This is a genomic window from Glutamicibacter sp. JL.03c (assembly GCF_025854375.1).
In the GTDB taxonomy this organism is placed as follows: Bacteria; Actinomycetota; Actinomycetes; order Actinomycetales; family Micrococcaceae; genus Glutamicibacter.
On sequence record NZ_CP107575.1, the window covers coordinates 1,842,858 to 1,867,004 of the forward strand.

General features: G+C 57.4%; 23 protein-coding genes. 8 read left to right on the forward strand and 15 right to left on the reverse strand.

Annotated features, from left to right (window positions below; translation table 11 throughout):
* Positions 1–8: 8 nt before the first annotated feature.
* Positions 9–740 carry a biotin/lipoate A/B protein ligase family protein gene (locus OF385_RS08475; RefSeq protein WP_264275001.1) on the reverse strand — a complete coding sequence of 244 codons (732 nt, stop codon included), beginning with the start codon at positions 738–740 and terminating at the stop codon, positions 9–11.
* 95 nt (positions 741–835) lie between these two features.
* Between OF385_RS08475 and OF385_RS08480 the strand changes: the two genes are divergently transcribed.
* A complete protein-coding gene (locus tag OF385_RS08480; RefSeq protein ID WP_264275002.1) occupies positions 836–1,441 on the forward strand; it encodes a uridine kinase in 606 nt (201 codons plus the stop codon).
* A gap of 7 nt (positions 1,442–1,448) precedes the next feature.
* Here OF385_RS08480 and OF385_RS08485 read toward each other — a convergent pair whose 3' ends face one another.
* Positions 1,449–2,267, reverse strand: coding sequence for a thioesterase family protein (locus OF385_RS08485; RefSeq protein WP_264275003.1), 819 nt, complete (start codon positions 2,265–2,267; stop codon positions 1,449–1,451).
* A gap of 72 nt (positions 2,268–2,339) precedes the next feature.
* Positions 2,340–2,915: a helix-turn-helix domain-containing protein gene (locus tag OF385_RS08490; RefSeq protein ID WP_264275004.1), complete on the reverse strand. Its 576-nt coding sequence runs from the start codon at positions 2,913–2,915 to the stop codon at positions 2,340–2,342.
* Positions 2,916–2,994: 79 nt separating this feature from the next.
* Here OF385_RS08490 and OF385_RS08495 point away from each other — a divergent pair, with 79 nt between their 5' ends.
* Both OF385_RS08495 and OF385_RS08500 read left to right on the forward strand, forming a co-directional pair.
* Complete coding sequence (locus tag OF385_RS08495; protein WP_264275005.1) at positions 2,995–3,915, forward strand: NAD(P)/FAD-dependent oxidoreductase; 921 nt, start codon at positions 2,995–2,997, stop codon at positions 3,913–3,915.
* Positions 3,916–4,533: 618 nt separating this feature from the next.
* Complete coding sequence (locus OF385_RS08500) at positions 4,534–4,737, forward strand: cold-shock protein (RefSeq protein ID WP_013349123.1); 204 nt, start codon at positions 4,534–4,536, stop codon at positions 4,735–4,737.
* A gap of 76 nt (positions 4,738–4,813) precedes the next feature.
* On the opposite strand, the gene OF385_RS08505 is transcribed toward OF385_RS08500, so the two are convergent.
* The 9 genes from OF385_RS08505 to poxB form a co-directional block, all read right to left on the reverse strand.
* A complete protein-coding gene (locus tag OF385_RS08505) occupies positions 4,814–6,031 on the reverse strand; it encodes an FAD-dependent oxidoreductase (RefSeq protein WP_264275006.1) in 1,218 nt (405 codons plus the stop codon).
* A 186-nt stretch (positions 6,032–6,217) separates the two neighbouring features.
* On the reverse strand, positions 6,218–6,844 hold the full coding sequence (locus OF385_RS08510) for a TetR/AcrR family transcriptional regulator (protein ID WP_264275007.1): 627 nt from the start codon (positions 6,842–6,844) through the stop codon (positions 6,218–6,220).
* A 205-nt stretch (positions 6,845–7,049) separates the two neighbouring features.
* Positions 7,050–7,805: an SDR family oxidoreductase gene (locus OF385_RS08515; protein WP_264275008.1), complete on the reverse strand. Its 756-nt coding sequence runs from the start codon at positions 7,803–7,805 to the stop codon at positions 7,050–7,052.
* A 380-nt stretch (positions 7,806–8,185) separates the two neighbouring features.
* A complete protein-coding gene (nrdF, locus tag OF385_RS08520; RefSeq protein WP_264275009.1) occupies positions 8,186–9,160 on the reverse strand; it encodes a class 1b ribonucleoside-diphosphate reductase subunit beta in 975 nt (324 codons plus the stop codon).
* Between the two features lie 211 nt (positions 9,161–9,371).
* Positions 9,372–11,510, reverse strand: a complete 2,139-nt coding sequence (gene nrdE, locus OF385_RS08525) for a class 1b ribonucleoside-diphosphate reductase subunit alpha (protein WP_264275010.1) — start codon at positions 11,508–11,510, stop codon at positions 9,372–9,374.
* A complete protein-coding gene (gene nrdI, locus OF385_RS08530) occupies positions 11,507–11,992 on the reverse strand; it encodes a class Ib ribonucleoside-diphosphate reductase assembly flavoprotein NrdI (protein ID WP_264275011.1) in 486 nt (161 codons plus the stop codon). The genes nrdE and nrdI overlap by 4 nt, the downstream gene beginning before the upstream one ends.
* A 44-nt stretch (positions 11,993–12,036) precedes the next feature.
* A complete protein-coding gene (gene nrdH / locus OF385_RS08535; protein WP_013349130.1) occupies positions 12,037–12,267 on the reverse strand; it encodes a glutaredoxin-like protein NrdH in 231 nt (76 codons plus the stop codon).
* 524 nt (positions 12,268–12,791) lie between these two features.
* Positions 12,792–13,526 carry a YggS family pyridoxal phosphate-dependent enzyme gene (locus OF385_RS08540; RefSeq protein WP_264275012.1) on the reverse strand — a complete coding sequence of 245 codons (735 nt, stop codon included), beginning with the start codon at positions 13,524–13,526 and terminating at the stop codon, positions 12,792–12,794.
* 74 nt (positions 13,527–13,600) lie between these two features.
* Entirely contained in the window at positions 13,601–15,325 is a 1,725-nt protein-coding gene (gene poxB / locus OF385_RS08545; RefSeq protein ID WP_264275013.1) for a ubiquinone-dependent pyruvate dehydrogenase, read from the reverse strand.
* Between the two features lie 179 nt (positions 15,326–15,504).
* Between poxB and OF385_RS08550 the strand changes: the two genes are divergently transcribed.
* Positions 15,505–15,867: a cupin domain-containing protein gene (locus tag OF385_RS08550; protein WP_264275014.1), complete on the forward strand. Its 363-nt coding sequence runs from the start codon at positions 15,505–15,507 to the stop codon at positions 15,865–15,867.
* Between the two features lie 10 nt (positions 15,868–15,877).
* Here the strand turns inward: OF385_RS08550 and OF385_RS08555 are convergent, their stop codons facing one another.
* Positions 15,878–16,942 carry a PLP-dependent cysteine synthase family protein gene (locus OF385_RS08555; RefSeq protein WP_264275015.1) on the reverse strand — a complete coding sequence of 355 codons (1,065 nt, stop codon included), beginning with the start codon at positions 16,940–16,942 and terminating at the stop codon, positions 15,878–15,880.
* Positions 16,943–17,001: 59 nt separating this feature from the next.
* On the opposite strand from OF385_RS08555, the gene OF385_RS08560 reads away from it, so the two are divergent.
* Together OF385_RS08560 and OF385_RS08565 are read left to right on the forward strand one after the other, a co-directional pair.
* Positions 17,002–17,781, forward strand: a complete 780-nt coding sequence (locus OF385_RS08560) for a hypothetical protein (protein WP_264275016.1) — start codon at positions 17,002–17,004, stop codon at positions 17,779–17,781.
* An 82-nt stretch (positions 17,782–17,863) separates the two neighbouring features.
* Positions 17,864–18,214: a hypothetical protein gene (locus OF385_RS08565; RefSeq protein ID WP_264275017.1), complete on the forward strand. Its 351-nt coding sequence runs from the start codon at positions 17,864–17,866 to the stop codon at positions 18,212–18,214.
* Between the two features lie 79 nt (positions 18,215–18,293).
* Here the strand turns inward: OF385_RS08565 and OF385_RS08570 are convergent, their stop codons facing one another.
* On the reverse strand, positions 18,294–20,834 hold the full coding sequence (locus OF385_RS08570; protein WP_264277883.1) for an esterase-like activity of phytase family protein: 2,541 nt from the start codon (positions 20,832–20,834) through the stop codon (positions 18,294–18,296).
* Positions 20,835–21,069: 235 nt separating this feature from the next.
* On the opposite strand from OF385_RS08570, the gene OF385_RS08575 reads away from it, so the two are divergent.
* Complete coding sequence (locus tag OF385_RS08575) at positions 21,070–21,915, forward strand: 3-hydroxyacyl-CoA dehydrogenase (RefSeq protein WP_264275018.1); 846 nt, start codon at positions 21,070–21,072, stop codon at positions 21,913–21,915.
* Positions 21,916–21,969: 54 nt separating this feature from the next.
* Complete coding sequence (locus OF385_RS08580) at positions 21,970–23,652, forward strand: ABC-F family ATP-binding cassette domain-containing protein (RefSeq protein ID WP_264275019.1); 1,683 nt, start codon at positions 21,970–21,972, stop codon at positions 23,650–23,652.
* Positions 23,653–23,768: 116 nt separating this feature from the next.
* On the opposite strand, the gene OF385_RS08585 is transcribed toward OF385_RS08580, so the two are convergent.
* Positions 23,769–24,113, reverse strand: a complete 345-nt coding sequence (locus tag OF385_RS08585) for an ArsR/SmtB family transcription factor (RefSeq protein WP_264275020.1) — start codon at positions 24,111–24,113, stop codon at positions 23,769–23,771.
* Positions 24,114–24,147: the final 34 nt, after the last annotated feature.

Consider the following 24,147-nt stretch of genomic DNA (forward strand, 5'->3'; position numbering starts at 1 on the left):
CGTCGTTTCTAGATCAAACTGAGGTGCTCTCGGTATTCCTCGAGCAAGGCTGCGATGAAGCCCTCCGTAGTGACCGTGCTGACCAGATCATTGGCGGCCCCGACGGTCGTGGGATCCATCGGGACTTCCATCGCCTGATACACCGCATCAAGAACCTGACGCAGCGGCTCGGAATCCTCGACAACAAAAACCGAGGAGAACAGCCACGCTCCCGACACAACGCGCTGTGCGGTGCCTACCAGTTTCACCGGGTAATTGCGTGGTGATTCCGCGGCGGGCAGCCCATGGACTGAATGGTCGCCCGGGCAGTACTCCCCCGGGATCGGGCCTACCTGGGCATCAACGCCTAAGCGCTTAAGCGCATTGGCATAAATATCGGCGAACACCTCAAAACGGCGCCGTTGGCCCATTACGGCTTCCTGTTCAGGCTCAAGGTGATCAACAATGAGAGTTCCCCGGTGATAGGCAGCAGCGCGCCCGCCGGCCTTGCGCACCAGCGGTGCGAAACCGCGCTGGGAAGCTTCATCACGGGCCGCTTCATAGCCAGCCATCCGGACGTCGCGTTGCCCAAAGGCCAACGTCGGGTCCGGGCGATACAGGCGCAAGCTCGGTCCACGCTCCCCTGACTGAATTTCGCGCAACAGCTGGACACCCCGTTCCAAATCAGCTGCAGGATCACCACTTGGTTCTTCGAATTCCAGTGCTAGCGGTGCCTCCGACTGAGGATTGAACAAACTCATAATGCCGAGTCTAATTCAGTCTCTGCGCTCCAGTGGAGTTGATGTCACAGCGCTCGAGTGCTGTTCAGGAGAGAATCTGCGCCATAATAATAGGCGTGCCAAAATCATCTACCCCTGTCATCCTGATCGGCGGACCTTCCGGATCAGGCAAGTCCTATCTAGCTTCCAAGTACGGCAATCCGCACCTGCCGCTGGATGAGTACTACCGACAGATCAGTGAAGACGGCAATCCGGTGGCATTCCCGCGCACAGCCTACGGCGAAATTGACTGGGACCATTCAGGGACTTGGAACAAGGAAGCCGCCCTGCGGGCCATCGACGAGCTGTTGGAACACGGCACCACCATGGTTCCCAACTACTCGATCGCGACCTCCAGCTACAGCGGCCACAGAGAAATTCGCTCGGAGAACGGGCCTATCGTGGCCGAGGGAATCTTCCTCTACGAGTTGCTTGAGCCGCTACGCGAAAAAGGAATTAACGTCCAGGCGTACTACGTTGACGAACCCGCTTTGGTGACCGGTATTCGACGCTTTGTTCGAGACGTGGCACAACGTCGCAAACCGGTCCTTTTCCTTCTCAAGCGCGGCTATGCGCTGTTCCGCGTTCATGGTGCGGATCGCGAAAAATACCGTGAACGCCTATTCATTTTGAAGTCGAAGCCTGAGCTCAAAAAGCTGCTCGCGCAGCTGGCTTCGTCGTAGGCTCCGCCTAGCGGGCACGCACCGTCAGAATCTGTTCGGCACGGCCGAAGGGTCCTGATTGATCGTGTAGCACTGTCGAGGTCAATCCGATTCCATCAACACCGAAGCTCTGCTGGACTTCAAGGCCTAGCCAGGCTCCGGCAGGCTGCCGGTACATATGGATCTGCAAGTCGAGATTCGGATAAATCCAGGTGCCCTCGTTCGGTTCGACGCGCGGCACCACGCCATTTGCCGTGTCGATCATTCCCACCAGCCTCGCCATGTCTGAAGCATCCAACGTATCAACTAGCGCGTAGTCGGTATGCAGCCATGCGATCCCCTTGCCAGGGCGCCATTGCTCGTTGGAACGCAGTTCGATGGAACGGATATATCCGCCTGGCCAGCGTTCGCTGATGTTCTGGACTTCGCATTCTTCCGGGCCAGGAATCCTGGTGTCTTCGATGCCTGCAACAGCGCTGGAGTCTCCGGTTATCACGCGCCAGGCACGGGCGACGATGCTGGTTCGTCCCTTGGCGGTCATTTCGGCTTCGATCAGCTCGATGGTCCGGCCGGGTCGTATCAACCGTGTCGTGATTTCGAATTCTCCGGCATGGATCAATCCATGAATTTCAAAGCTCAGCCGAGCTATACGCATGTCGTCGCGAGGCTCGAAGTTCTCCAACGCATAAGCCAAGATTCCGGACGCAGGACCCATGTGTTGTTCATGTTCATTCCAGGCACCTTGTGCATGCCACGATGAGCGGTAGCGACCCTCGCCTAGCGATTCAAAGTAAAAGTCACCTTTAGCGAGAATCTTTTCCAATTCCTCAGCGAGCTGGTGCGTCATTGATGCCCTCCTGGCCGTACAAAAATTATTGCGCTGCACTCAGGTTATCCAAGAGCAACTGAAATCAATAGATTACTGATCTTTATCGTGTTCATGGGCCCTTTGCCCGGCATTGTCCATAATGCCTAGAATTTCGGCAACGCCGTTCTTTGCCCACATCGCGTGTGGCGTCATCGTATCGAACTGGGCTGACTGGCCGGCTTTCACGTGATAGGTGCGTTCGCCGAGTTGCAATTGGATTTCGCCAAGCAACACCGTAAACCATTCCTTGCCCGGATGGATGCGCAATTCGCTTGGCGCTGGTGCTTTAGACGGGTCGATGCGCATTTTTGAGACGTTGACTCCGTTGACCGCGTCGTCGGTGGAGAGCTTCCACAGCGTAATCCCGGGCATGCTGATGGGCTCCGGGCGAATGATGATTTCGGCCTCGGACGTGGCCACCAGCTCATCAAGGCTCGTGTCCAATGCCTTCGCCAGAGGCACCAACTGGTCCAAGGCGATGCGTCGGCTACCGGTCTCGATCCGGCTTAGCGTTGAAACGCTGAGTCGGGCTTTATTAGCCAATGATTCCAACGACCAGCCACGGTTCTGCCGCAGCGTGCGAATACGTTGGCGAATGATCTGGTCGACTTCCAATTCTTGCGTCATGCGCAAAAGGCTACACCTTCTCGCGCAAAACGTCGATACGCTGTGATCATCGGCAAGCAAGAGAACAAGGAGACATGCCATGGAACATTTCGAAGTCATCATCGTCGGTGGAGGAAGCGCCGGACTCGCAGCTTCGGTCGCACTGGCGCGATCCCGGCGAAACGTGCTGGTGATCGATGAAGGGCGTCCGCGTAACGCGCCAGCACAACACGCACACAACGTACTGGGACAAGAAGGCATCAGCCCACTGCAGCTACTGGAACGCGGACGCGCTGAAGCTGAAAATTACGGTGCGAAAATCGTCGCCGGCGCGGTGGACTCGCTAACCGGTTCTCTCGAACAAGGATTCACGGTCAATGTGGATCAACAGGCATTTACCGCGGAGCGAATCGTCCTTGCCACCGGACTCAAAGATGAGCTTCCGAAGATTCCGGGCCTTCAGGAAGCGTGGGGCACTTCAGCGATCCATTGCGCTTACTGCCACGGATGGGAAGTACGTGATCAAGAAATTCTCGTTATCGGCTGCGGACCGATGAGCGCGCATCAGGCCATGATGTTCCAGCAGCTGAGCTCAAAGATCACTTTCATTAATCACGACCCGAATGAACTGAGCGAAGAGAGCGCTGCGTTGCTGAGCCGTCTGGAAATCCCCTTGGTCAACCAATCGGTCGCTGCTCTGGAATTCGATAGCGACGGGCAGCTGGCCGCCGCCAAACTGGACAACAACGAACGCCTGCGTGCCCAATCAGTTATCGTCGCCAGTCGAATGAACGTTCATGGGGAGCTGTACCAAGCGCTGGGCGGGAAGCTTGAAGAGCACCCGCTGGGCACTCACATTAAAGTCAACGAGACTGGCGCTACCGAGGTCCCAGGCGTCTATGCCGTAGGCAACGCGAGCAACCTCAGCGCCATGGTCATGGCCGCAGCAGCTTCTGGCACGCTTGCTGGAGCGGCTATCAACGCTGATCTGCTCAACGCAAAAGTAACCCAATCCGGGTAACCACGCACCCGCCGAAGGAAGAACCCCTCCTTTCACGCCAGCCTCCGCCAGGCATGATGGGAGGGGCTCCCGCGTGGTATGAATGGCCGTTCGCTGGCGCAGACTTGCCAGCGTCATGCGCACCACTTCCCACATCGCAAGGATCAATGGTAGGCTTAAATTGTTACCTCGACGCTTGCAGGTGTGACTCACCCGCCAGCAAGCGTTAGCAGTAGGATTTGTAGCACGGCCAACAAATCGTCTGTGCAATACAAATTGGTTCACCGATCTTCGGATTGACTGAACTCCTACCGAAACGAATTCTTCATCTTCTCTTCTTCACTGCAGAAAAAGCATCTCGACGTTTCCCAACGTCGCGCCTCTGTGGATTCCTTGTTCTACTCCGCTAGCGTGGGGTCATTACCCGTTAGCAGCCTGGATTCCGATGATGCTTAAGCTAGTGCAGCGACACCCGTTTTGGCCGATACCGGCAAAATCAGTATTCGATAGTCCGTATCGACGGCAGGCGAATAGTTCTCGGCAGCTCTGCTCGAGGTAACCCCAAAATTTTCCGATTCGGAACTTCGGATCGGCAACCGGGCCACAACGTGGCCAATCAATAAATAAGGAAATAACACTATGGCCACTGGCACCGTGAAATGGTTCAACGCTGAAAAGGGCTTCGGCTTCATCGCTCCTTCGGATGGATCTGCTGACGTTTTCGCACACTACAGCGCTATCCAGAGCTTCGGTTTCCGTAGCCTCGAAGAGGGACAGACCGTTGAGTACACCCTGGAAGCTGGTCCAAAGGGCCCACAGGCAACCAACATCCAGGCTCGCTAAGAGACTTTCTTCAAAGGTGTAGTTCCCCCGCAAGGGCTGGAACTGCACCTTTGATGCTTTTAACAGGCAAAATCTTCTAGTTCCGACGAGCACGGGCTGGCGGGCGCTCCCTCAGAACCCCAACGCCCAATAAACGCGCTGGCACCGCGGATAACTTCGTGAAACGTCGAAAAATCATCGCTATCGGATTCGGCAAAATAACTTCGCCCGTTCCTTTCAATACCTGTTTCAGCCCCCGATGCATTGCTCGTTGTATGCCTTGAACGACTAAAGTCGGCACAGTGCGCCGGAACTGGACTCTGGCAAGATGCCGCTCGGTCAGCTTAGACTCGCGTAACGGTTCCGCCAGAAGACGCGCCGTGGCGACCGCATCTTGCACTGCCAGATTTACGCCTACTCCGCCCACCGGACTCATCGCATGGGCAGAGTCTCCGATGCAAAGCAACCCAGGTTGCCACCACTTCCGTGCGCGGTTCAGTCTAACGTCCAGCAGCTTAGCGTCGTCGAGTTTTAGGCCGTCGACCGAGCCTGCCAGCTCTGGCGCCGCCGAAACTATCGAATCATGCCAGGCATCCACTCCCATCGCTCGCAGTTCAGCATCCATGCCTTTCGGCAATATCATCGCAGTTTGCACATACCCGGTCCGAGGGATCAACACGAACATCCTGCCGTTCACGAAGGCCGGCGACAGCGTAAATTCGCGTTTCAATGCTCCTGGCACCTTGAACCACCAGACGTCAATTGGAACCGAATAATCCTTCATCGCGATCCCTGTTGAATCACGAATGCAAGACCATCTGCCATCAGCGGCGATGGTGAGATCGGCTCGTACTTCTCGCTCGCCATCGGGCCCCGTGTACTGGACACCGACAACCTTTCCCGAATCTCTGAGCACATCGGTGACTTCGCAATTCATGTGCAGGGTGAAGTTCTCTTCTGCTTCGCCAGCGCGTGCCAACAGATCCAGAAAATCCCACTGCGGTGCCAAAGCTATGAACGGGTACGGGTGATGCAACTTCGAAAGGTCCACCACGGTGACAGGTGAGTTGTCCTGCGCTGGAAACTGCGCTTGGGTCACCTTGTTGAATTTGATCTGCTCAAACTGTTCCATCAACCCAAGCTCGTCGAGCAATTGAAGCGTCGACGGGTGGATGGTATCCCCGCGAAAGTCCCTGAGGAAATCAGAATGCTTTTCGAGCACGGTAACGGAAACTCCGCACCGGGCCAGCAATAAGCCAGCGACCATTCCGGCTGGTCCTCCTCCAACGACGATGCAATCAGTGGTGGACTTCATTGGCATATCCCTCCGGTGACAGCGATGTGACTTCAGCTTGTCACCGTTCCTCGTCATTGGCCAGCGTTGAATCTCGAATCTGGCTCGATAGTTTGCCAAGACGAAATTCCAAGAGGGCCACTGATATCTTTAGCGCGAATCCGCAGCAGGACTTGCTGGCTCTTAGAGGAATTGCGAGTGGTCCTGCTACGAGCCTCGACTGAGATGATCGAGGTTTCGGGAACGGGCAGTTCCAGATAACACATTGCCAACGAGCGCGTCTATGAAAGACGGAGTCACAGGGAGATCAGGAATGAGCACACGATGATAGACAGCGCCCCATAGTTGATCCACCATCGATTCCAAATTCACTTCTTCACGAATCTGGCCATCTTCCTGGGCCTTGGCCAGGCGTTTGACTGCAGCCTGCCGCCTCACAGAGGAATAGAGACGGCGATATTCCGCAGCAAGTTCAGGATCGGTCTGGGAAGCGCCTATAAGTTCGGTCAGCACTCTTCCGCCGCGGGTTTTCGTCATCACACGCGTGAAAGCGGTGAGCTGGCTAGTCAGGTCCGCCTTGATATCTCCGGAATCATTAAATGCGAGTTCGTTCTCTACGGCATGGACATAGCAATCAAGGATGAGTACCCCGAGTGACGGCCACCAGCGGTAGAGAGTCGTCTTACTGACGCCGGCTTCGCGGGCAACCCGCTCAAAGCTGAGCTGTCCCATGCCTTCATTGAGCAAAATCGGCCCCACTGCCGAGCACACATCTTGGCGCACTTCAGCTGCCGGACGGCGCCCACGACCTCGCTTGGGTGCGGGTTCTTGCATGTATCTATCTCCTAGGTCGTGGTCCTGCTTCAGCCTGCGGGACCTACAAGCTCACTTGCGCCTACAGCCTTACAGTATGTTGCTTGCTTCCTCAGTGGCTGGATCGAACTTCGCCTCAATCAAATATTTCAGCGTCGCGCTATAGCACAGCGACTCCCCCAGTGGAGGATCCAATGATCTAACCAGCCGGCAGGTCGAAGGAAGATCAGGCGATCGCGCCGTTTGGAAAAACAACCTGTCCGTTGATCCATCGAGCTGTGCCAGCAAGGAAAGCAACGACCTCAGCGATGTCCTCTGGTGTTCCGAGCCGTTCCAGGGGTGAGAGGGAGGCCAGGCGATCGACTAGTTGCGGCTCTTTCCCGTCAAGGAATAGCTCAGTGGCCGTTGGCCCCGGCGCTACTGTATTGACGGTAATATCCCTGCCTCTTAATTCGCGGGCGAGAACCAAAGTCAACGATTCGACGGCGGCCTTGCTTGCTGCATACGCCGCATATGTGGGGTGCTGCAACCGGGTTTGGCTGGTCGAAAAGTTGATGAGCGCACCACCTTGTGCCACGCGTTGCGCGGCGAGTTGGGAAACCACAAACGTACCTCGCACGTTGGTCTTCATCATCCGGTCGAAATCGCTGAGATCGAGTTCCTGAACGGTCGACAGAAGCATGATTCCCGCGGTATTCACGACCACGTCAATGTGGCCAAAGGCTGAGTCCACATCATTGAAGGCCTCAGCCATCGCTGCTTCATCTGAAATATCACCGTGGACTGAGATGGCCCGCCCGCCATTTCCGGTGATTTGTTGGACGAGGTCTTGGGCACGCTCTTGGTTTCCCGAGTAGTGCACCCCAACGGCGTACCCATCATCGGCAAGACGCCGCACGACAGCCTGGCCGATTCCGCCGGAACCGCCGGTGACAAGTGCAACACGCTTTTTCGTTCCGTAATTAGTGATGTTCTCAGACATTTGGCTCCCCATGCTTTAAATGAACGGCACGTTCATTAAATCACCATATGAACTTTTCGTCCATCACTTTGGTGCAGATTCACAGCGACACCTGCCCCGTCCAAACCGTCCACACCGTCCACACCGTCCACGAAATGCCTATCATTGGTGGCCATTGCAACGCCTTCCTCCCCCGTTCTGATAACTCGCTACGGGGATCCAGGTGGAACCAGGCATCAATCAGAAACGCCAGATCCCGAATAAGCTCCGACAAGAGACCCCGATACCAGAGATCCAGGTAGCTCGATAACGTTGACTGGAACGCAGAAAGCGGCCAGGACTTGCAATATTCTGCAAGTTCTGGCCGCTTTTTGGAATTCAGATGCCCTTAGATCTGTGGACTAGAAATCCCAGTCTTCATCCTCGGTGTTCACAGCCTTACCGATAACGTAGGACGAGCCGGATCCCGAGAAGAAGTCATGGTTCTCATCAGCGTTCGGGCTCAATGCAGCCAGAATTGCTGGAGAAACGTCAGTCACCGAAGCCGGGAACATCGCCTCGTAGCCAAGGTTCATCAGAGCCTTGTTGGCGTTGTAGTGCAGGAACTTCTTAACGTCCTCAGACAGCCCCACTGGATCATAGAGATCGTGGGTGTACTGAACTTCGTTTTCGTACAGTTCAAACATGAGCTCGAAGGTGTAGTCCTTCAGTTCCTGCTTGCGCTCCTCGCTCAGGCCTTCCAGGCCCTTCTGGAACTTGTAGCCGATGTAGTATCCGTGAACGGCTTCGTCACGAATAATCAGGCGGATCAGGTCGGCGGTGTTGGTCAGCTTTGCGTGCGAAGACCAGTGCATTGGCAGGTAGAAGCCGGAGTAGAACAAGAACGATTCGAGCAGGGTCGAAGCGATCTTGCGCTTCAGCGGATCTTCACCGTGGTAGTAGCTCTCGATGATCTGCGCCTTCTTCTGCAGATTCACATTCTCGGTGGACCAGCGGAAGGCTTCGTCAATTTCCTTGGTAGAGGCCAAGGTCGAGAAGATCGAGGAGTAGCTCTTAGCGTGAACCGATTCCATGAACGCGATGTTGGTGTACACAGCCTCTTCGTGAGGAGTGATAGCGTCTGGGATCAACGACACGGCGCCGACAGTACCCTGGATGGTATCCAGCAGGGTCAGGCCGGTGAACACACGCATGGTCAGCAGTTTTTCGTCATCGGTCAAGGTAGCCCAGGACTGAATGTCGTTGGACAGTGGCACCTTTTCCGGAAGCCAGAAGTTATTAACGAGGCGGTTCCAAACCTCAACGTCTTTGTCATCCTGGATACGGTTCCAGTTGATCGCTTCAACCTTATTGGTCAGCTGAATCTTTTCGGTCATTGCCCCTCATCGAAAAGCTAAATCGTGTAACGAACGTTGCTACCAACTCTACCGGTTTTTAGAACCGTGAGGACGCAGCGAATCTCAAAGTTAGTGCCAGAATCTACTGGTTCTGACTTGAGTATTTATACAAAGCGGCTGCCGTTAGGTTGGACCAAACGGCAGCCGCTTCGTGATATTAATGTCCTACTTGGCGGCCACTAATGCGGGTTTACAGTGCGCAGGAAACGCAACCCTCAACTTCGGTGCCTTCCAAGGCCATCTGGCGAAGGCGAATGTAGTAAAGGCTCTTAATGCCCTTGCGCCATGCGTAGATCTGAGCCTTGTTGATGTCGCGAGTAGTTACGGTGTCCTTGAAGAACAGAGTCAGCGACAGGCCCTGGTCCACGTGCTGGGTAGCAGCGGCATAGGTGTCGATGATCTTCTCGTAGCCGATCTCGTAGGCATCTTCGTAGAAATCGATGTTCTCGTTGTTCATGTAAGGAGCCGGGTAGTAAACGCGGCCGATCTTACCTTCCTTGCGGATCTCGATCTTCGCTGCGACCGGGTGGATCGAGGAAGTCGAGTTGTTGATGTACGAGATCGAACCGGTTGGCGGAACAGCCTGCAGGTTCTGGTTGTAGATACCGTGCTCCATGACCGAAGCCTTCAGCGCATTCCAATCTTCCTGGGTAGGAATGTGAATGTCAGCGAAGAGCTCGCGTACGCGCTCGGTCGCTGGTACCCACTGCTGATCGGTGTACTTGTCGAAGAATTCACCCGACGCGTACTTCGAGTTCTCGAAGTTATCGAAGGTTTCACCGCGTTCGATAGCGATCTTGTTCGACGCAGTCAGGGCGTGGAACAGAATCGTGTAGAAGTAGATATTGGTGAAATCGATGCCTTCTTCAGAACCGTAGTAGATGTGCTCGCGAGCGAGGAATCCGTGCAGGTTCATCTGGCCCAGGCCGATAGCGTGCGACTTCTTGTTGCCGTCAGCGATCGAAGGAACCGAGCCGATGTACGACATATCGGACACGGCGCTCAGGGCGCGAATCGCGATTTCAACCGAGCCTGCGAGGTTCTTGCCGTCCATGGCCTTGGCAATGTTCATCGAGCCCAGGTTGCAGGAAATGTCCTTGCCGACCTTGGAGTAGCTCAAATCGTCGCCGAATTCGGAAGCCGAGGAAACCTGCAGGATCTCCGAGCAGAGGTTCGACATCGTGATGCGGCCAGCAATTGGGTTGGCCTTGTTCACGGTATCTTCGAACATGATGTACGGGTAACCGGATTCGAACTGGATCTCAGCTACGGTCTGGAAGAACTCGCGGGCGTTGATCTTGGACTTCTTGATTCGCGAGTCGTCGACCATCTCGTAGTACTTTTCAGTAACCGAGATTTCGCTGAACGGCACACCGTAAACGCGTTCCACGTCGTACGGGCTGAACAGGTACATGTCTTCGTTCTTGCGAGCTAGCTCGAAAGTAACGTCTGGGATGACAACACCCAGCGACAGGGTCTTGATACGGATCTTCTCGTCAGCGTTTTCACGCTTGGTATCCAAGAAGCGGTAGATATCCGGGTGGTGCGCGTTCAGGTATACCGCACCGGCACCCTGGCGGGCGCCCAGCTGGTTAGCGTAGGAGAAGGAGTCTTCCAGAAGCTTCATCACCGGGATGACGCCGGAGGACTGGTTCTCGATCTGCTTGATCGGTGCACCGTGCTCGCGCAGGTTGGTCAGCGACAGGGCAACGCCACCGCCGCGCTTGGACAGTTGCAGCGAGGAGTTGACCGCACGGGCGATCGATTCCATGTTGTCTTCAATGCGAAGCAGGAAGCAGGAGACTAGCTCGCCGCGCTGTGCCTTGCCGGCATTGAGGAAGGTCGGGGTCGCAGGCTGGAAGCGGCCGTCGATGATTTCGTCGACCAGCTGGGTAGCAAGCTTTTCATCGCCTCGCGCAAGGTGCAGGGCCACCATGCATACGCGATCTTCATAACGTTCCAGGTAACGCTTGCCGTCGAAGGTCTTCAGCGTGTACGAGGTGTAGAACTTGAATGCTCCCAAGAAGGTTTCGAAACGGAACTTCTTGTTGAATGCGTGCTTGAAGAGATCGCGAATGAAGTTCATCGAGTACTGGTCAAGCGTCTCGCGCTCGTAGTACTCGTGCTTCACGAGGTATTCGAGCTTCTCGTCAAGATCGTGGAAGAACACGGTGTTGTTGTTCACGTGATCCAGGAAGTACTGGCGGGCTGCATAGCGGTCCACCTCGAACTGGATCTTTCCATCTGGACCGTAAAGGTTCAGCATGGCATTCAGGTCGTTGTAGCTCAAGCCCTGGAACTGGGCTGGGAGCTCCTTTGAGCTCGTCATCGTTCCTGCCAATTCTGCGACGCTGGTGTCCAAAAGGTTTCAAGCCCTTCTTTGACGTTGAGAACGTCTTCTGAGGTTCCCATGAGTTCGAATGTATAAAGTACGGGTACGTTGCATTTCTGGGCAATACGCTTAGCCGCAATGCAGTAGTACTCGCCGAAGTTTGTGTTCCCCGCGCCGATTACACCGCGAAGATTTGCCCGGTTTTCGTCATGCCGCAGGAATTTCATGATCTGCGGAACAATCGAATGCTTGCCTCGTTCTCCACCGTAGGTGGGGATGAGCAATACGTACGGAGCGGTGGAGATGAGCGGCGGCTCGGTCGCAAAAACCGGAATCCGAGCCGCGTCCATCTCGAGTTTATCCACGAATCTTTTGGTGTTCTCGGAAACCGATGAGAAGAAAATCAGGTTCGATTTCGTGAACTCTACTGGTTCGTGGGCCTCAGCGTTTTGCTTGTCAGCAAGAGCTGTAGGTGACATCCTCTTTCGCCTCCACTGCAAAGTGAGCGGAATGGGCTCGTGCTTTAGTTAGCTGGAGCCAGCAATTCGATCTTGTCTGGGCGGAAGCCCGACCAGTGATCATCGTCGGTGATGACAACAGGTGCCTGCATGTAGCCCAAGCCACGTACGTGCTCCAAGGCAGCGGCATCCTGTGAGATGTCGACCTTGTTGTACTCGACACCCTTCTTATCCAACGCGCGGTAAGTAGCGTTGCACTGAACGCAGGAAGGCTTCGTGTAAACCGTGATGGCCATGTCCCTGATCCCCTTTAGAAATTCTTGATGTTGGCCGGTTTCCCTCTTGTTGAGAGAAAGTCCCAGCTGTCCTTTCGGATGCCTCAAAAATCAGTTTTCGAGGTGCTACTGGTGCGAGCCGCACCAACGGGTTCAATACTACATGTTGTGTTTAGCCGGTCAAGCGGCCACAACATGATGTATTACAAGTATGTCATTCTTCCCCGCCAACGTCCACAGGAACTGTGGATATTCGACCCCGTTTAAACCGCGATTTTTCGGGGTCTGCCCAATGTTGTCCACAGTCCTGCCAGCGGTGCATGTGGGTTAAAAATTCTTCCTGTGAGATGTTCCTCGGCGTGTTCCGCCTCCCATATCTAGTTGTGCCCTCCCAGGGAGTACCACTACATCTAGTGTGGCCCCGGAGACCGACACTATGAGGAGCCAAAGACCCGCGCTGTGCACAACACAGCACCGAGGACGGCCGCTGCTTCCAGCTGGCCGTCCTCTCTGCTTCAGCTCAGACCCCTGCCACAGCCGGCAGCTCAGGCATAATTCCGGGCGCCGAAGATCCCTTGGCCCACACGCACCACAGTCGCCCCCTCGGAGATGGCAAGCTCGTAGTCGCCGCTCATGCCCATCGACAGTTGCTCGAAGCCCTGCGGAGCGTTCTGCTGCAGCTGCTCCAGCATCCGGCGCAAGGAAGCGAAATTGCCGCGCACCTGCTGCTGGTCATTCGTGTTGGCTGCCATGGTCATCAGGCCCACCGGGGTGAGCCGATCCAGAGGAGCCAAGGAGGCCAGCAGGCCGGCGGCCTCGGATGCCAGGATCCCGGACTTGCTTTCCTCCCCGGAGGTATTGACCTGGATGAAGACTTCCAGTGTCCGGTCCTCCAGCTCCAGCCGGCGCTGCAGCGTCTCTGCCAGCTTCAATGAATCCAAGGCGTGGAACTCATCGGCAAATTGCGCGACGAACTTCGCCTTGTTGGTTTGCAGCGGGCCGATGATGGCGTAGCGCAGGTGGGGAAAGTCCTCGCGGAAGTGCTCGTACTTGCCTTGGGCCTCCTGCACCTTGTTCTCCCCCAAGGTGTCCACCCCGGCGGCAATGGCAAGTTCCAGCCGCTCGGTGCCAATGGTCTTGGTCACCGGCAGCAGCCGCACCGAGCCGGCCTCGCGGCCCGCTGCAGTGCACGCGGCGGCGATGCGCTGATTGACCGCTGCCAGATTGCGAACGAAATCCTCGGTAGTGGCCGCATGGGCGGCAGCAGGTTGCGAAGTCAAAACGCCAACTTTCTCGATCTCCCAAAGTGTTGCTGGCGCCAAAAGGCGCCAGCAACAAGCATAGGCATAAACGCCTAGAACATTTGCCTCCAGTTGGTCTTGGCCAGATCCAGCAGCTCGTCTCCGCGTCCTGAGAGCACGGTGCGAATGGCGTAGAGCGCAAAGCCCTTGGCCTGTTCCAGCTTGATATTCGGCGGCATCGACATCTCCTGGCGGTCGGTGACCACATCCAGCACCGCCGGCCCGTCGTGGGCCAGGAACTCCGCGATCGTGGATTCGAGCTGCGCGGAGTCATCCACGCGGTAGCCCTTCAGCCCGGTGGCCGTGGCCACCGCACCGAAATCCGGGTTCTGCAGATCCGTGGCATAGGTGACAAAGCCGGCGGCCTTCATCTCCAGCTCGACGAAGTTCAGCGAGGAGTTGTTGAAGACCACGATCTTCACCGGCAGCTTGTTCTGGACCGCGGTCAGCAGTTCGCCGAGCATCATGGACAGGCCGCCGTCTCCGGCAAAGGCGATCACCTGCCGCCTGCGGTCGATGGCTTGCGCGCCCAGGGCATGGCACAGGGCGTTGGCCATGGATCCGTGGTTGAAGGAACCGAGCACGCGCCGCTTGCCGGTCATGGTCAGATAGCGGGCGGCCCAGATGACCGGAGAGCCGACATCGGCAGTGAAGATCGCATCATCGTTGGCGGCCTGGTCGATCAGCCGCGCCAGGTACTGCGGATGAATAGCAGCTCCCGGCTTTGAGCCGGTGGCCAGTTCATCAAGCTTGGTCCTGGTCTTGCGGTAGTGCTCCAGCGCATTCTCCAGGTGCTTGCGATGGGTTTGCACCGGCAACAGCGCGTTCAGCGCGGCCGCGGTATCCTTCACGGTGCCCACCAGCGGGACATCCACCCGGGTGCGGCGCCCGATCTGCTCGCCTCGGAGATCCACCTGGATGATGGTGGCGTGCTGCGGATAGAACTGCTGGTACGGGAAGTCGGTGCCCAGCATGAGCAGCACGTCGCATTCATCGATGGCCTTGGCCCCGGAGGCAAAGCCCAAAAGCCCGGTCATCCCCACATCGAAGGGGTTGTCGTACTCGATATGCTCCTTGCCGCGCAGGGCATGGACGATCGGGGCGGCCAGCTTGTCAGCGAGCGCGACCACTTCATCGTGGGCGCCGGCCACACCGGCACCAGCAAGGATGGTGACCTTGCGCGAGCCTTCGAGGATCTCGGCGGCCTGCTCCAATTCCGCTTCATTGGGCAGCACCCGGGGATTGGTCTTGACGACCTGCTGGGTCGCGGCTCGCTCCATCTCCGACAGGGCGACATCTCCGGAGATCACCAGCACCGCCACGCCGCGCTTCTCGATGGCCTCGCGCATCGCGATCCGCAGCATCCGAGGCATCTGCTTGGCATCGGAGACCTGTTCGGCATACACCGAGCAGCCACGGAAGACCTCAACCGGATTGGTCTCCTGGAAATAATTGGAACCGATTTCCTCGGTGGGGATCTGGGCGGCGATGGCCAGCACCGGCACCCGGGAACGATTCGCGTCGTACAGGCCGTTGATCAGGTGCAAGTTGCCCGGGCCGCAAGAGCCCACGCACACCGCGATCCCGCCGGTGATTTCCGCTTCCGCCGCGGCGGCGAAGGCGGCGGCTTCCTCGTGGCGGTGATGCACCCATTGAATGCGGCCGTTCTCCCGCAGGGCATCGGTCAATCCATTCAAGGAATCGCCCGGGATGCCATAGATTCGGCGCACCCCCTGGGTGTCAAGCTGTTCAATCAGGTGGTCGGCTACGGTAGGCAAAACATTCCTCCTGCACACAATGTTCCAGTGGGTCTACTGCTCACCCTACTGTGCAGTTCTTCCTTGTGCCATGGATTTTGCCTCCCGGACCAGGTTCCTCCCAACACACCATGAGGTGCCGCAGCCCACAAGAGACAGGAACGCTGCGGAACCGGGCGCGGATTGGCTAGGCTGGAGAGATGATGAATGAACCGCAGCGCATGGCCAATACCTCCAAGCTTCCGGCAGGAGCGAGCAATGGAGCGCTGTGGAAGCTGGAACCGGCAGATCGGGACCTCGACGCCAACGTCATCTCCCTGGCGCCCGGAGAGCAGATCGGCGAACATCTGGGACCTGCCCTGGATGTGCTGCTGCACATCTTCGCCGGCTCGGGCGTGTTGCACACCGCCGGCGGGCGGATCGAGCTGGAAGTCGGAGACATCATCTACCTGCCTGCGCACAGCCAGCGCCGTTTCACCGCCGGGGAGCAAGGCCTGGCATATTTCTCGGTGCATCAGCGCAAGAGCACCACGGGCTTGATGCCTGCGCCACGCCGCAGCTAGCGGGCCAGCTCTAGCTGCTCCACACGCCTTCATCGAGGAACCGCTGCATCTGCGCAGCATAGGGCGCCAGATCAAGGCCCTGCTCATCAAGCCACTGCTGGTTGTAATAGGTATTGGCGTAGCGCTCGCCGGAGTCGCAGATCAACGTCACCACGCTGCCCTGCTCGCCGCGCTCGAGCATCTGGGCGATGATCCCGAAGGCGGCGTAGAGATTGGTCCCGGTGGAGCCGCCAGCGAAGTAGCGCGTCCTGGAGCGCAGGAAGTGCATGGCCGCCAAGGAGGCAGCGTCCGGCACCTGCACCATGTGATCGATGACCCCGGGCATGAACGAGGCCTCCACCTTGGGCCTGCCGATGCCTTCGATCCGCGACCCGGTGCCGGTGGCGTAGTCCAGGTTGCCGCTGCGCCAGCCCTCGTAGAAGGATGAGCCTTCCGGATCGGCGACGCAGAGGCGGGTCTCGTGCTGCTTATAGCGGGCATAGCGACCAAAGGTGGCGCTGGTTCCGCCGGTGCCGGCCCCCACCACGATCCAGCTGGGGATCGGGTGCGGTTCGGCAGACATCTGTGCATACACCGACTCCGCGATATTGTTGTTGCCGCGCCAGTCGGTGGCCCGCTCGGCATAGGTGAACTGGTCAAGATAGTAGCCAGCTGATTCTGCCGCCAGCTCGCGGGCGGCGGCATCAACCTGACCTGCTCCGTCGACCAGGTGGCATTGGCCGCCATAGAACTCGATGAGCCTGATCTTCTCGGGGCTCGTTGAGGCGGGCACGACCGCGATGAATTTCAGGCCGAGCATCCGGGCGAAGTAGGCTTCTGAGACGGCGGTGGAGCCGCTGGAGGCTTCCACCAACGTGGTTCCCTCGGTGATGCGCCCGTTGACCAGTCCATAAAGGATCAGCGAACGGGCAAGACGGTGCTTGAGCGAACCGGTGGGATGCACCGATTCGTCTTTCAGGTACAGCTCGATCCCCCATTGCATGGGAAGTTCAAAACGCAGCAGGTGGGTATCCGCGCTGCGGTTCGCGTCGGCATTGAGCTGAGAAATCGCATGTCGCACCCAAAGATCAGTCATTCTTCTACTCTAGCGGTGGCATCACGCCCAAACACGCCCGTCATGATAAATTCAAAATTGTGGAATTAAAGCTGGTTTCTGGTGGCTACGCGGTCCTGATGCTTCTGGGTTTGAGCTGGGCCGTCTGGGCGGTTTTCGCTGCGCCAGATCTTGGGGATATTGCCGGTGGCTGGCTTGGACAAGACGCCACTGTCTCTTCTGTCCCGCTCATCGGCCTGCTCCCCTGGTTCGCCCTCATCCCCTGTCTCGCTGCCTACGCCATCTGGCAGGGAGTCTCGCGGTGGCAGGTGCAGGTGCACCGGCGTATCCGGCCTTGGGTCGTGGCCATGGTGCTGTCCAACGCGGTATGGGTCTTGTGCCTGCAGCGCGGGCTGATCGGCATGAGCCTGCTGGCTGGAGCGGCGCTGTTGGCTGTACTCATTCGAATTGTCGTGTCCCTTGACCGAAGCGCCCTGGAACACCGCATCGACCGCTGGATTACCAGGGCTTGTTTCGGGCTATTTGCTGGTTGGCTATCAGTGATCATCGTTGCCGAGGCCTTGGCCTTTGCCGCGATGCATCACGGAAACCCGCACTCCTTGATGTTCAAAGGATCCAGTGCGCTGGCGATTATCCTGCTTGCGTTGTTCCTCTGTGCCATCAGCTTCAAGAATCCGATGGGCATCTATTTGAACGCTGGAGCGTTGTGGGTTCTGGCCTGGATCATTCTCGACCGGTATTCAGGGCACGCCACCTCTCCGATCTTTGCCACGGTTTGCCTTGTTGCCGCGGTCATGATGCTGATATGCCTGATCAGCGCATTGAGTACCCGGATCCGGCGAATTCTCAGTTCGCACTGAGCGCAATGCCCGGCACTTGAGAGCCAACCGCTCGCTGGCTAGGGTGGAAGATGAGGCCTAAAGGTCCATCAGAGAGGAAAACATGTCGAAGACTGCTAAGAGCTTTAAAGAAGTTGAAAAGTCGTTGGCGAAACTCGCCAAGGCTGCCAAGGAAGAGCTGCCCAAGGAAATCCGTGGCGGCTGGACCGAGGCTGTTTCCAGTGTCAACGCCGATGCCATCAGCAAGGCTGGTTCCAACCTGATTGAAAATGTCACCGGCAATTCCAAGGCCGCACAGCGGGCCCGTGCCTCGGTGCAGAACGCAGTCCAGACTGCGCAGAAGAATCTGGTTCCGAAGGAGAAATCCCACAAGGGCGGCAAGTTCCTGATTGTTTCGCTTATTGTTGCCGCGGTCGCCGCAGTGGTTCTCTCCCAGGTGCAGAAGAAGAACTAATTTTCCTCTAGCGTAGAAAAGCCTCAGGGCGTGGCAGCCATCGGCTGCCACGCCCTGAGGCTTTTCTACGACTAGTTCCTTACTGCTTGGCCCGAGAGCCGCGCGCGGACTTATAGGCCGCGGCAGCTCCGAGCAGGGCCACCATCAACCCAACGGGAATCAGCCACAGGCTGTTGGCACCGGTCTCCGCCAAATTCCCTTGTCGTCCAGTTTGCACGACCTGCTCTGCATCAATTTCCTCGGATTCCGCGGATATCGAATCCTGGTCCTCTGCCTGCGGCTTCTGTTCAGGCCGGGTTTGTTCAGGTGTCTCTGGTTCCTCAGGATCCGCGGACTCCGGCGATTGGCCGGGTTCCTGTTCGTTCTCCTGCGGGGCCGGCCAGGACGGAGATTCGCTTGGCTGTGTGGTCGGGCTTGGCGAGCTGGAGTCCAGATCGAAGACATCGGCGGCCTGGCCCAGCGAGGCGAAAACTGTCTCTCCGGTAGCCTCGTCTACGGCGTCGTTATCCGTGACGACGTATACTTCCCCGCCAGCCACGGCCAGCCCTTCAATTTTTTCTTGCGTCCAGCCGTGGGTAGCCTCCAGCGTCGGCAAGACATCGGCGGCCAGCTTCTTGTTCAGCATGCTGACACCAGCATCTTCAGGCCGATCGCCATCTTCAGGCAATTCAATCTGATACACCGCCTTGTGCTTGGCTGCTGGACCAGCTTGATTGTCACGTTCAATGACTGCGTACGAGCCATCAGGCAGAGCAGTGATTTCCGACAACCCGTTCCAGGTTCCTTCTGTTGCTTCCTCCAAGTGGTATCCGTACCAGCTGAACTCGCCGGTTGCCGGCCAGTACTTGCCAAGACGAACAAAATCCTCGCCCGGAACCTCTCGTTGCAGGGTGAAGATCACCTGCTCGCCTTCCCCGCTTCCACGCACAGTAACGCCTTCCAGCCCCTGCTTCTGCAGTGAACCAACAGCTTCCTTTGGCAGCGGGACTTCTTCGGTGACCGTGCCGGAATGATCGATTTCCACCAACATGTTCTCGGTTCCTTCAGCGCCTTCGTGAGCCGCCCAGAAGCCCCCGTCTTCTCGTACGGCCAGCCCTTCGAGGTCAAGCTCGGTGCTTGCTCCGGTAACAGGGATCGAACTGTCTACGGAAGCAGGAGTCCCAAGGGTGATGTCGTATATCCGCGGCGCATAGGCGTTATCACTGACTGCGTAGAGCTTATTCGGGTCAGCTGGATCAGGGCTCAGCCCGCTCAGCGCGCCAAACGGAACCAGCGATTCCTGTGGTGATACAAGTTGCGGGTATTGCGGGCTATCGGCGCCAAAGGAATAGAGGGAGAGCGCTGAACGCACCTCGTCCTCATCGGTTTCGGAAGCGACCGCCAGGAGCCCGCGTTCTGGAATCGGCAAGATTCCTTCCGGCCCGTTGGTGCTCGGCAGGGTTTGCAGGTATCGCGGCTTCTTCGGATCCGATAGGTCGTATACTGCTACGAAATTGGCCCGCTCCGACGCAACAAAACCATAATCGACGCCGTTGAATCGTGAGATTGCCAGTCCCTCTGGTTCCGTGCCCTTCTTGTCAGCCCGCTTTTCCGGGAAGAGCCCTTGTCCCATTGCGAGGTGTTCAAAGCTGTTGCCTGAATCCCATACGACTTTTCCGGTGCGGGAATCAAAGATGGAGAACCCGCGGCTTCCGCCTTTCCAGTCGCCCTCGTTGGCCGTGGCCAGGTACCGATCTTGGAGCCACGCTACCGCGTCCGGTTCACGGGGCACATCGCGCAGTGAACCTTCGGTATCGAGTCGCCCGTCATCGCTCGTGTCGATTCCTTGCAGGTCGACATGTCCGGTGGTGAATGCTCGCTTGAGCTTTCCGCTTGGCAGGTCGATGATGACCATGCCGTTATTTTCTTGGAGGGTAACCGCCAGCTGGTTTTTGGAGTTGATGCTTACATACTCTGGTTCCGGGTCCTGTGGGGTGTCCAGGCCGGCTTTGGTCAACAATGGCAACGCCTGCGGGTCGCTTGGAGTCCCTGAGGTCAGCGGGACTTCGCGCAAGTTCCATTTCTCCGGGCTTTGCCCGTCCAGATCGAGGATCGCCACTGCACCCGCTGGCGCTTGAGGGAGGCCTCCGTCGCCGGCGTCCTCATCTCGTTCATTTTCGATGGCAATACCGGCGAAGGCGCCGTCTTTGGAGATCGCGATGGAATCGGGTTGCCCGGGTAGCTCGAAGCTGTGCGCCAGCGAGCGGTCGGCGATGCGCACGACGTCCAGCCGGCCGGAGGGCTCGCTGTAGCTTGCGGACGTATTGACCACGACGAACACGTATGGCCCGTAGGCTGCGACGCTTGTAGGCTCGTCCTCGGCACTGCCAAGTTGGTGCAGCCCCAGCAAACCGAGGCCCCTGGGGTTCGATGGATCTGAAATATCGACAAATCCGACACTTCGGGACAAGGCATCCGAGTAGATGAGCGTTTTACCGTCGTCTGAAACCGTGGAAATCTCTGCTGCCGTGGTTCCTTCCACGCCCTCGGGATGATTTTGGTACACCGGATACGTGGCGACCCGCTCAAAATACTCACTGCTGTCAGCAGCGGCGGGACTGGCAATGCTCGTGGCCAACATTGCTGCCACGACTAATCCGATACTTTTACCTGCAGCACGATGCACTCGCTTCTCCCTTATTAGCTGCTAGCCGTTTCCTCCCAAGATTCTCAGTGGAGAACAAATTGCCGGTGAACGAATGGCGACAAGCAGCGGGACGAAACATGTCGAATGGTTCCACTCCTCACATTTAGTTGCATCACTTCCACTACAAGTGGAGACTCGCAGTAATACTTCAATTTTCAAGGAGATCAACATGAAGCTGACGAATACCACCGTATTAGGAACCGGCGTGCTCGGTTCGCAGATCCTCTTCCAAACCGCCTACCATGGCCTGCCGGTCATCGGTTACGACATCAGCGATGCCGCATTGCAGCTTGCTGCAGATCGGCTCGACAGCCTGGTGAATGAGTACGCATCGTTCTTCGGAAACCCGGCCAAGGCGAAAGCAGCCCGGGAATCCATCCAGCTAACCTCGGATATGGCCACCGCTGTCCGGGATGCGGATTTGGTCATCGAAGCAGTGCCAGAGAATCTGAAGATCAAGGAAGAGACCTATCAGAAGCTTTCCTCCTTCGCACCGCAACGCACCATCTTCGCAACGAATTCCTCGACCTTGCTGCCGTCGGATATTTCCCCATTCACGGGACGGCCCGCACAGTTCCTGGCCTTGCACTATGCGAATAACATCTGGAAAAACAACACGGGCGAAGTCATGGGCACTGCGGCCACTAGCTCGGAAGCCTACGAAGCCGTAGTCGAATTCGCGGAATGCACCGGGCTGGTCCCAATTCGCGTGCTCAAGGAGCAACCGGGCTACGTGCTGAATTCTCTGCTGGTCCCATTCCTCGAATCTGCCAGCCACTTATTAGTCAACGAGGTCGCCGATGCTTCCACCATTGATACCACCTGGAAGCTGGGCACCGGAGCTCCCTACGGCCCCTTCGAAATCTACGACATCGTCGGCTTGAATACCGCCTATCACATCTCCAGCCACGGAGATGAAACCAGCAAGAAGTTTGCTGAAATGCTTATGACGCAGTACATCGATCAAGGCAAGCTAGGTGTCGCCACCGGCGAAGGATTCTACAAGTACGACTAAACGCCTCGCACTGCCCGGCATACTGCTCACTTGCCGCTCGGATAGGATGGTTCGGTGGCCCATATTGACGTGACTGACATCCAATATTTCCTTTCCGACGGCACCCAACTGCTGGGCGGTGTGACCTTTAAGGTCTCCGCAGGAACCAAAACAGCTTTGATAGGCCCGAACGGAACGGGCAAAACGACGTTATTCAAGATCATCGCAGGAGATCTCAAGGCTGACGAAGGATCGATTAACCGTACCGGTTCATTGGGAATCATGCGCCAGTTCGTTGGCCAGGTGCGCGATGAGACCACGGTCAAGGAATTGCTCTTGTCCACAGCGGCTCCAGCCCTGGCGCAAGCCGCGGAAAAAATCGCCAAATACGAAGAGCTCATGCTGACCAGCGAGGACGAAAAAGTCCACATGCGCTATGCCGAAGCCATTATCGAATGGGGCGACGCAGGTGGATACGAACTCGAGACCACCTGGGACAAGGTTTGCATGGCGGCTCTGGGCATCGAGTTCGATCAGGCGGCATCCCGACTGGCCCGCTCCTTATCTGGCGGCGAGCAAAAACGACTGGTCCTCGAAGCGCTGTTCGAGGGCAATGATGACCTGCTGCTGCTCGACGAGCCAGATAACTACCTCGATGTTCCCGGCAAGCGCTGGCTCGAAGAGAAGATGCGCAACTCCCCCAAAACAGTGCTCTTCATCAGTCACGACCGCGAACTTCTTAATAATGCGGCAACCCGCATCGTCACCCTGGAACCAGGGCATGGCGGAGCAACCGCTTGGATCCACGGCGGTTCCTTCGGCAGCTACGTAGAAGCCCGCCAAGAACGCAACGAACGTTTTGAGGAGTTGCGCAAGCGTTGGGACGAGGAGCACGCCAAGCTCAAGGAACTGGTCAATATGTACAAGACCAAGGCCGCATTCCGTTCCGACATGGCCAACCGCTATCATGCAGCCACCACTCGCTTGGAGAAGTTCCTGGAAGCGGGCCCGCCCCAGGCCATCCCTCTGGAGCAGAATGTGCAAATGCGGCTCAAGGGTGGCCGTACCGCAAAACGCGCAGTTGTCGCTGAAAATCTTGAACTCAGTGGCCTCATGAAGCCATTCTCAACCGAAATCTGGTTTGGTGATCGCGTTGGCGTCCTCGGCTCCAATGGTTCAGGAAAGTCTCATTTCCTGCGCCTGCTGGCTAGTGGCGGCAGCGAGCCGGAACGCGAGCATTTGCCCGTCTCCGACGTGGTGATCGACAAGGTTGAGCACGAAGGGACGGTCAAGCTCGGCGCCCGAATTCGCCCAGGCTATTTCGCCCAAACCCACACACGGCCCGATCTTTTCGGGCGGACCTTGCTGGAGATCCTGCACCGCGGAGACGAGCACCGTTCCGGGTTGCCTCGCGAGGCCTCGGCAGGTGCCTTGGATGGCTATGGCCTGGCTGGACAATCCGAGCAGAAGTTCGAGTCGCTTTCGGGCGGGCAGCAAGCACGTTTCCAGATCTTGCTGCTGCAGCTTTCCGGGGCAACGCTGCTGTTGCTCGATGAACCGACTGACAACTTGGATCTGCACTCAGGCGAAGCCCTGGAACGAGCCATCAACGCTTTTGAAGGAACCGTTCTCGCGGTGACCCATGACCGCTGGTTCGCCAAGAGCTTTGACCGGTTCCTGGTCTTCGGATCGGACGGAACCGTGTACGAATCCGCGGAACCCGTCTGGGATGAGACGCGCGTGGTTCGAAAGCGCTAGCCATCCAGTTTAGCTTGTTGCGCCGCCCTGGCATCCATCGGAGCTCGCCGTAGCGACAACGAGGAATGCCAGGGCTTTGCCTTGCCCGGATTCCGGCCGCCTACCGGAATCCGGGGCTAGTGTTCGGGATGGACTACCGAATGTGGCGCTTGCAGCTGATGCAGCAACTGGTGGATGCCGGGGTGCACTAACTGCCAGCGACGATACCTGCCATCCCGTTCCACCTGAACCACTTGGGCTCGATGAAGCGTCGCCAAAGCCTGGGTAACCGTGTTCGGCGAAAGACCGGTTGCCTCGGCCAATTGCGAGACCGAAGAACCCGGTGCCGCATGCATGGCGATGAGCAGCTTGATGCGCGTTTCATCAGCGCATAGGGAGAAAACCCCAATCCATTCGGGGATGGTGGCCTGAACTTTCGAGAGTGCTTCGGAACCTATTTTTTCAAGCTCTATCCCAGTCACGATTCTCCGCTACGACGTTGTGTTAAAAACAGTG

Coding starts and splice junctions, on each gene's coding strand:
- OF385_RS08475 (WP_264275001.1), bottom strand. CDS start 740: ATGAGTTTGTTCAATCCTCAGTCGGAGGCACCGCTAGCACTGGAATTC.
- OF385_RS08485 (WP_264275003.1), bottom strand. CDS start 2,267: ATGACGCACCAGCTCGCTGAGGAATTGGAAAAGATTCTCGCTAAAGGT.
- OF385_RS08490 (WP_264275004.1), bottom strand. CDS start 2,915: ATGACGCAAGAATTGGAAGTCGACCAGATCATTCGCCAACGTATTCGC.
- OF385_RS08495 (WP_264275005.1), top strand. CDS start 2,995: ATGGAACATTTCGAAGTCATCATCGTCGGTGGAGGAAGCGCCGGACTC.
- OF385_RS08500 (WP_013349123.1), top strand. CDS start 4,534: ATGGCCACTGGCACCGTGAAATGGTTCAACGCTGAAAAGGGCTTCGGC.
- OF385_RS08505 (WP_264275006.1), bottom strand. CDS start 6,031: ATGAAGTCCACCACTGATTGCATCGTCGTTGGAGGAGGACCAGCCGGA.
- OF385_RS08510 (WP_264275007.1), bottom strand. CDS start 6,844: ATGCAAGAACCCGCACCCAAGCGAGGTCGTGGGCGCCGTCCGGCAGCT.
- OF385_RS08515 (WP_264275008.1), bottom strand. CDS start 7,805: ATGTCTGAGAACATCACTAATTACGGAACGAAAAAGCGTGTTGCACTT.
- nrdF (WP_264275009.1), bottom strand. CDS start 9,160: ATGACCGAAAAGATTCAGCTGACCAATAAGGTTGAAGCGATCAACTGG.
- nrdE (WP_264275010.1), bottom strand. CDS start 11,510: ATGACGAGCTCAAAGGAGCTCCCAGCCCAGTTCCAGGGCTTGAGCTAC.
- nrdI (WP_264275011.1), bottom strand. CDS start 11,992: ATGTCACCTACAGCTCTTGCTGACAAGCAAAACGCTGAGGCCCACGAA.
- nrdH (WP_013349130.1), bottom strand. CDS start 12,267: ATGGCCATCACGGTTTACACGAAGCCTTCCTGCGTTCAGTGCAACGCT.
- OF385_RS08550 (WP_264275014.1), top strand. CDS start 15,505: ATGATGAATGAACCGCAGCGCATGGCCAATACCTCCAAGCTTCCGGCA.
- OF385_RS08555 (WP_264275015.1), bottom strand. CDS start 16,942: ATGACTGATCTTTGGGTGCGACATGCGATTTCTCAGCTCAATGCCGAC.
- OF385_RS08565 (WP_264275017.1), top strand. CDS start 17,864: ATGTCGAAGACTGCTAAGAGCTTTAAAGAAGTTGAAAAGTCGTTGGCG.
- OF385_RS08570 (WP_264277883.1), bottom strand. CDS start 20,834: ATGTTGGCCACGAGCATTGCCAGTCCCGCCGCTGCTGACAGCAGTGAG.
- OF385_RS08575 (WP_264275018.1), top strand. CDS start 21,070: ATGAAGCTGACGAATACCACCGTATTAGGAACCGGCGTGCTCGGTTCG.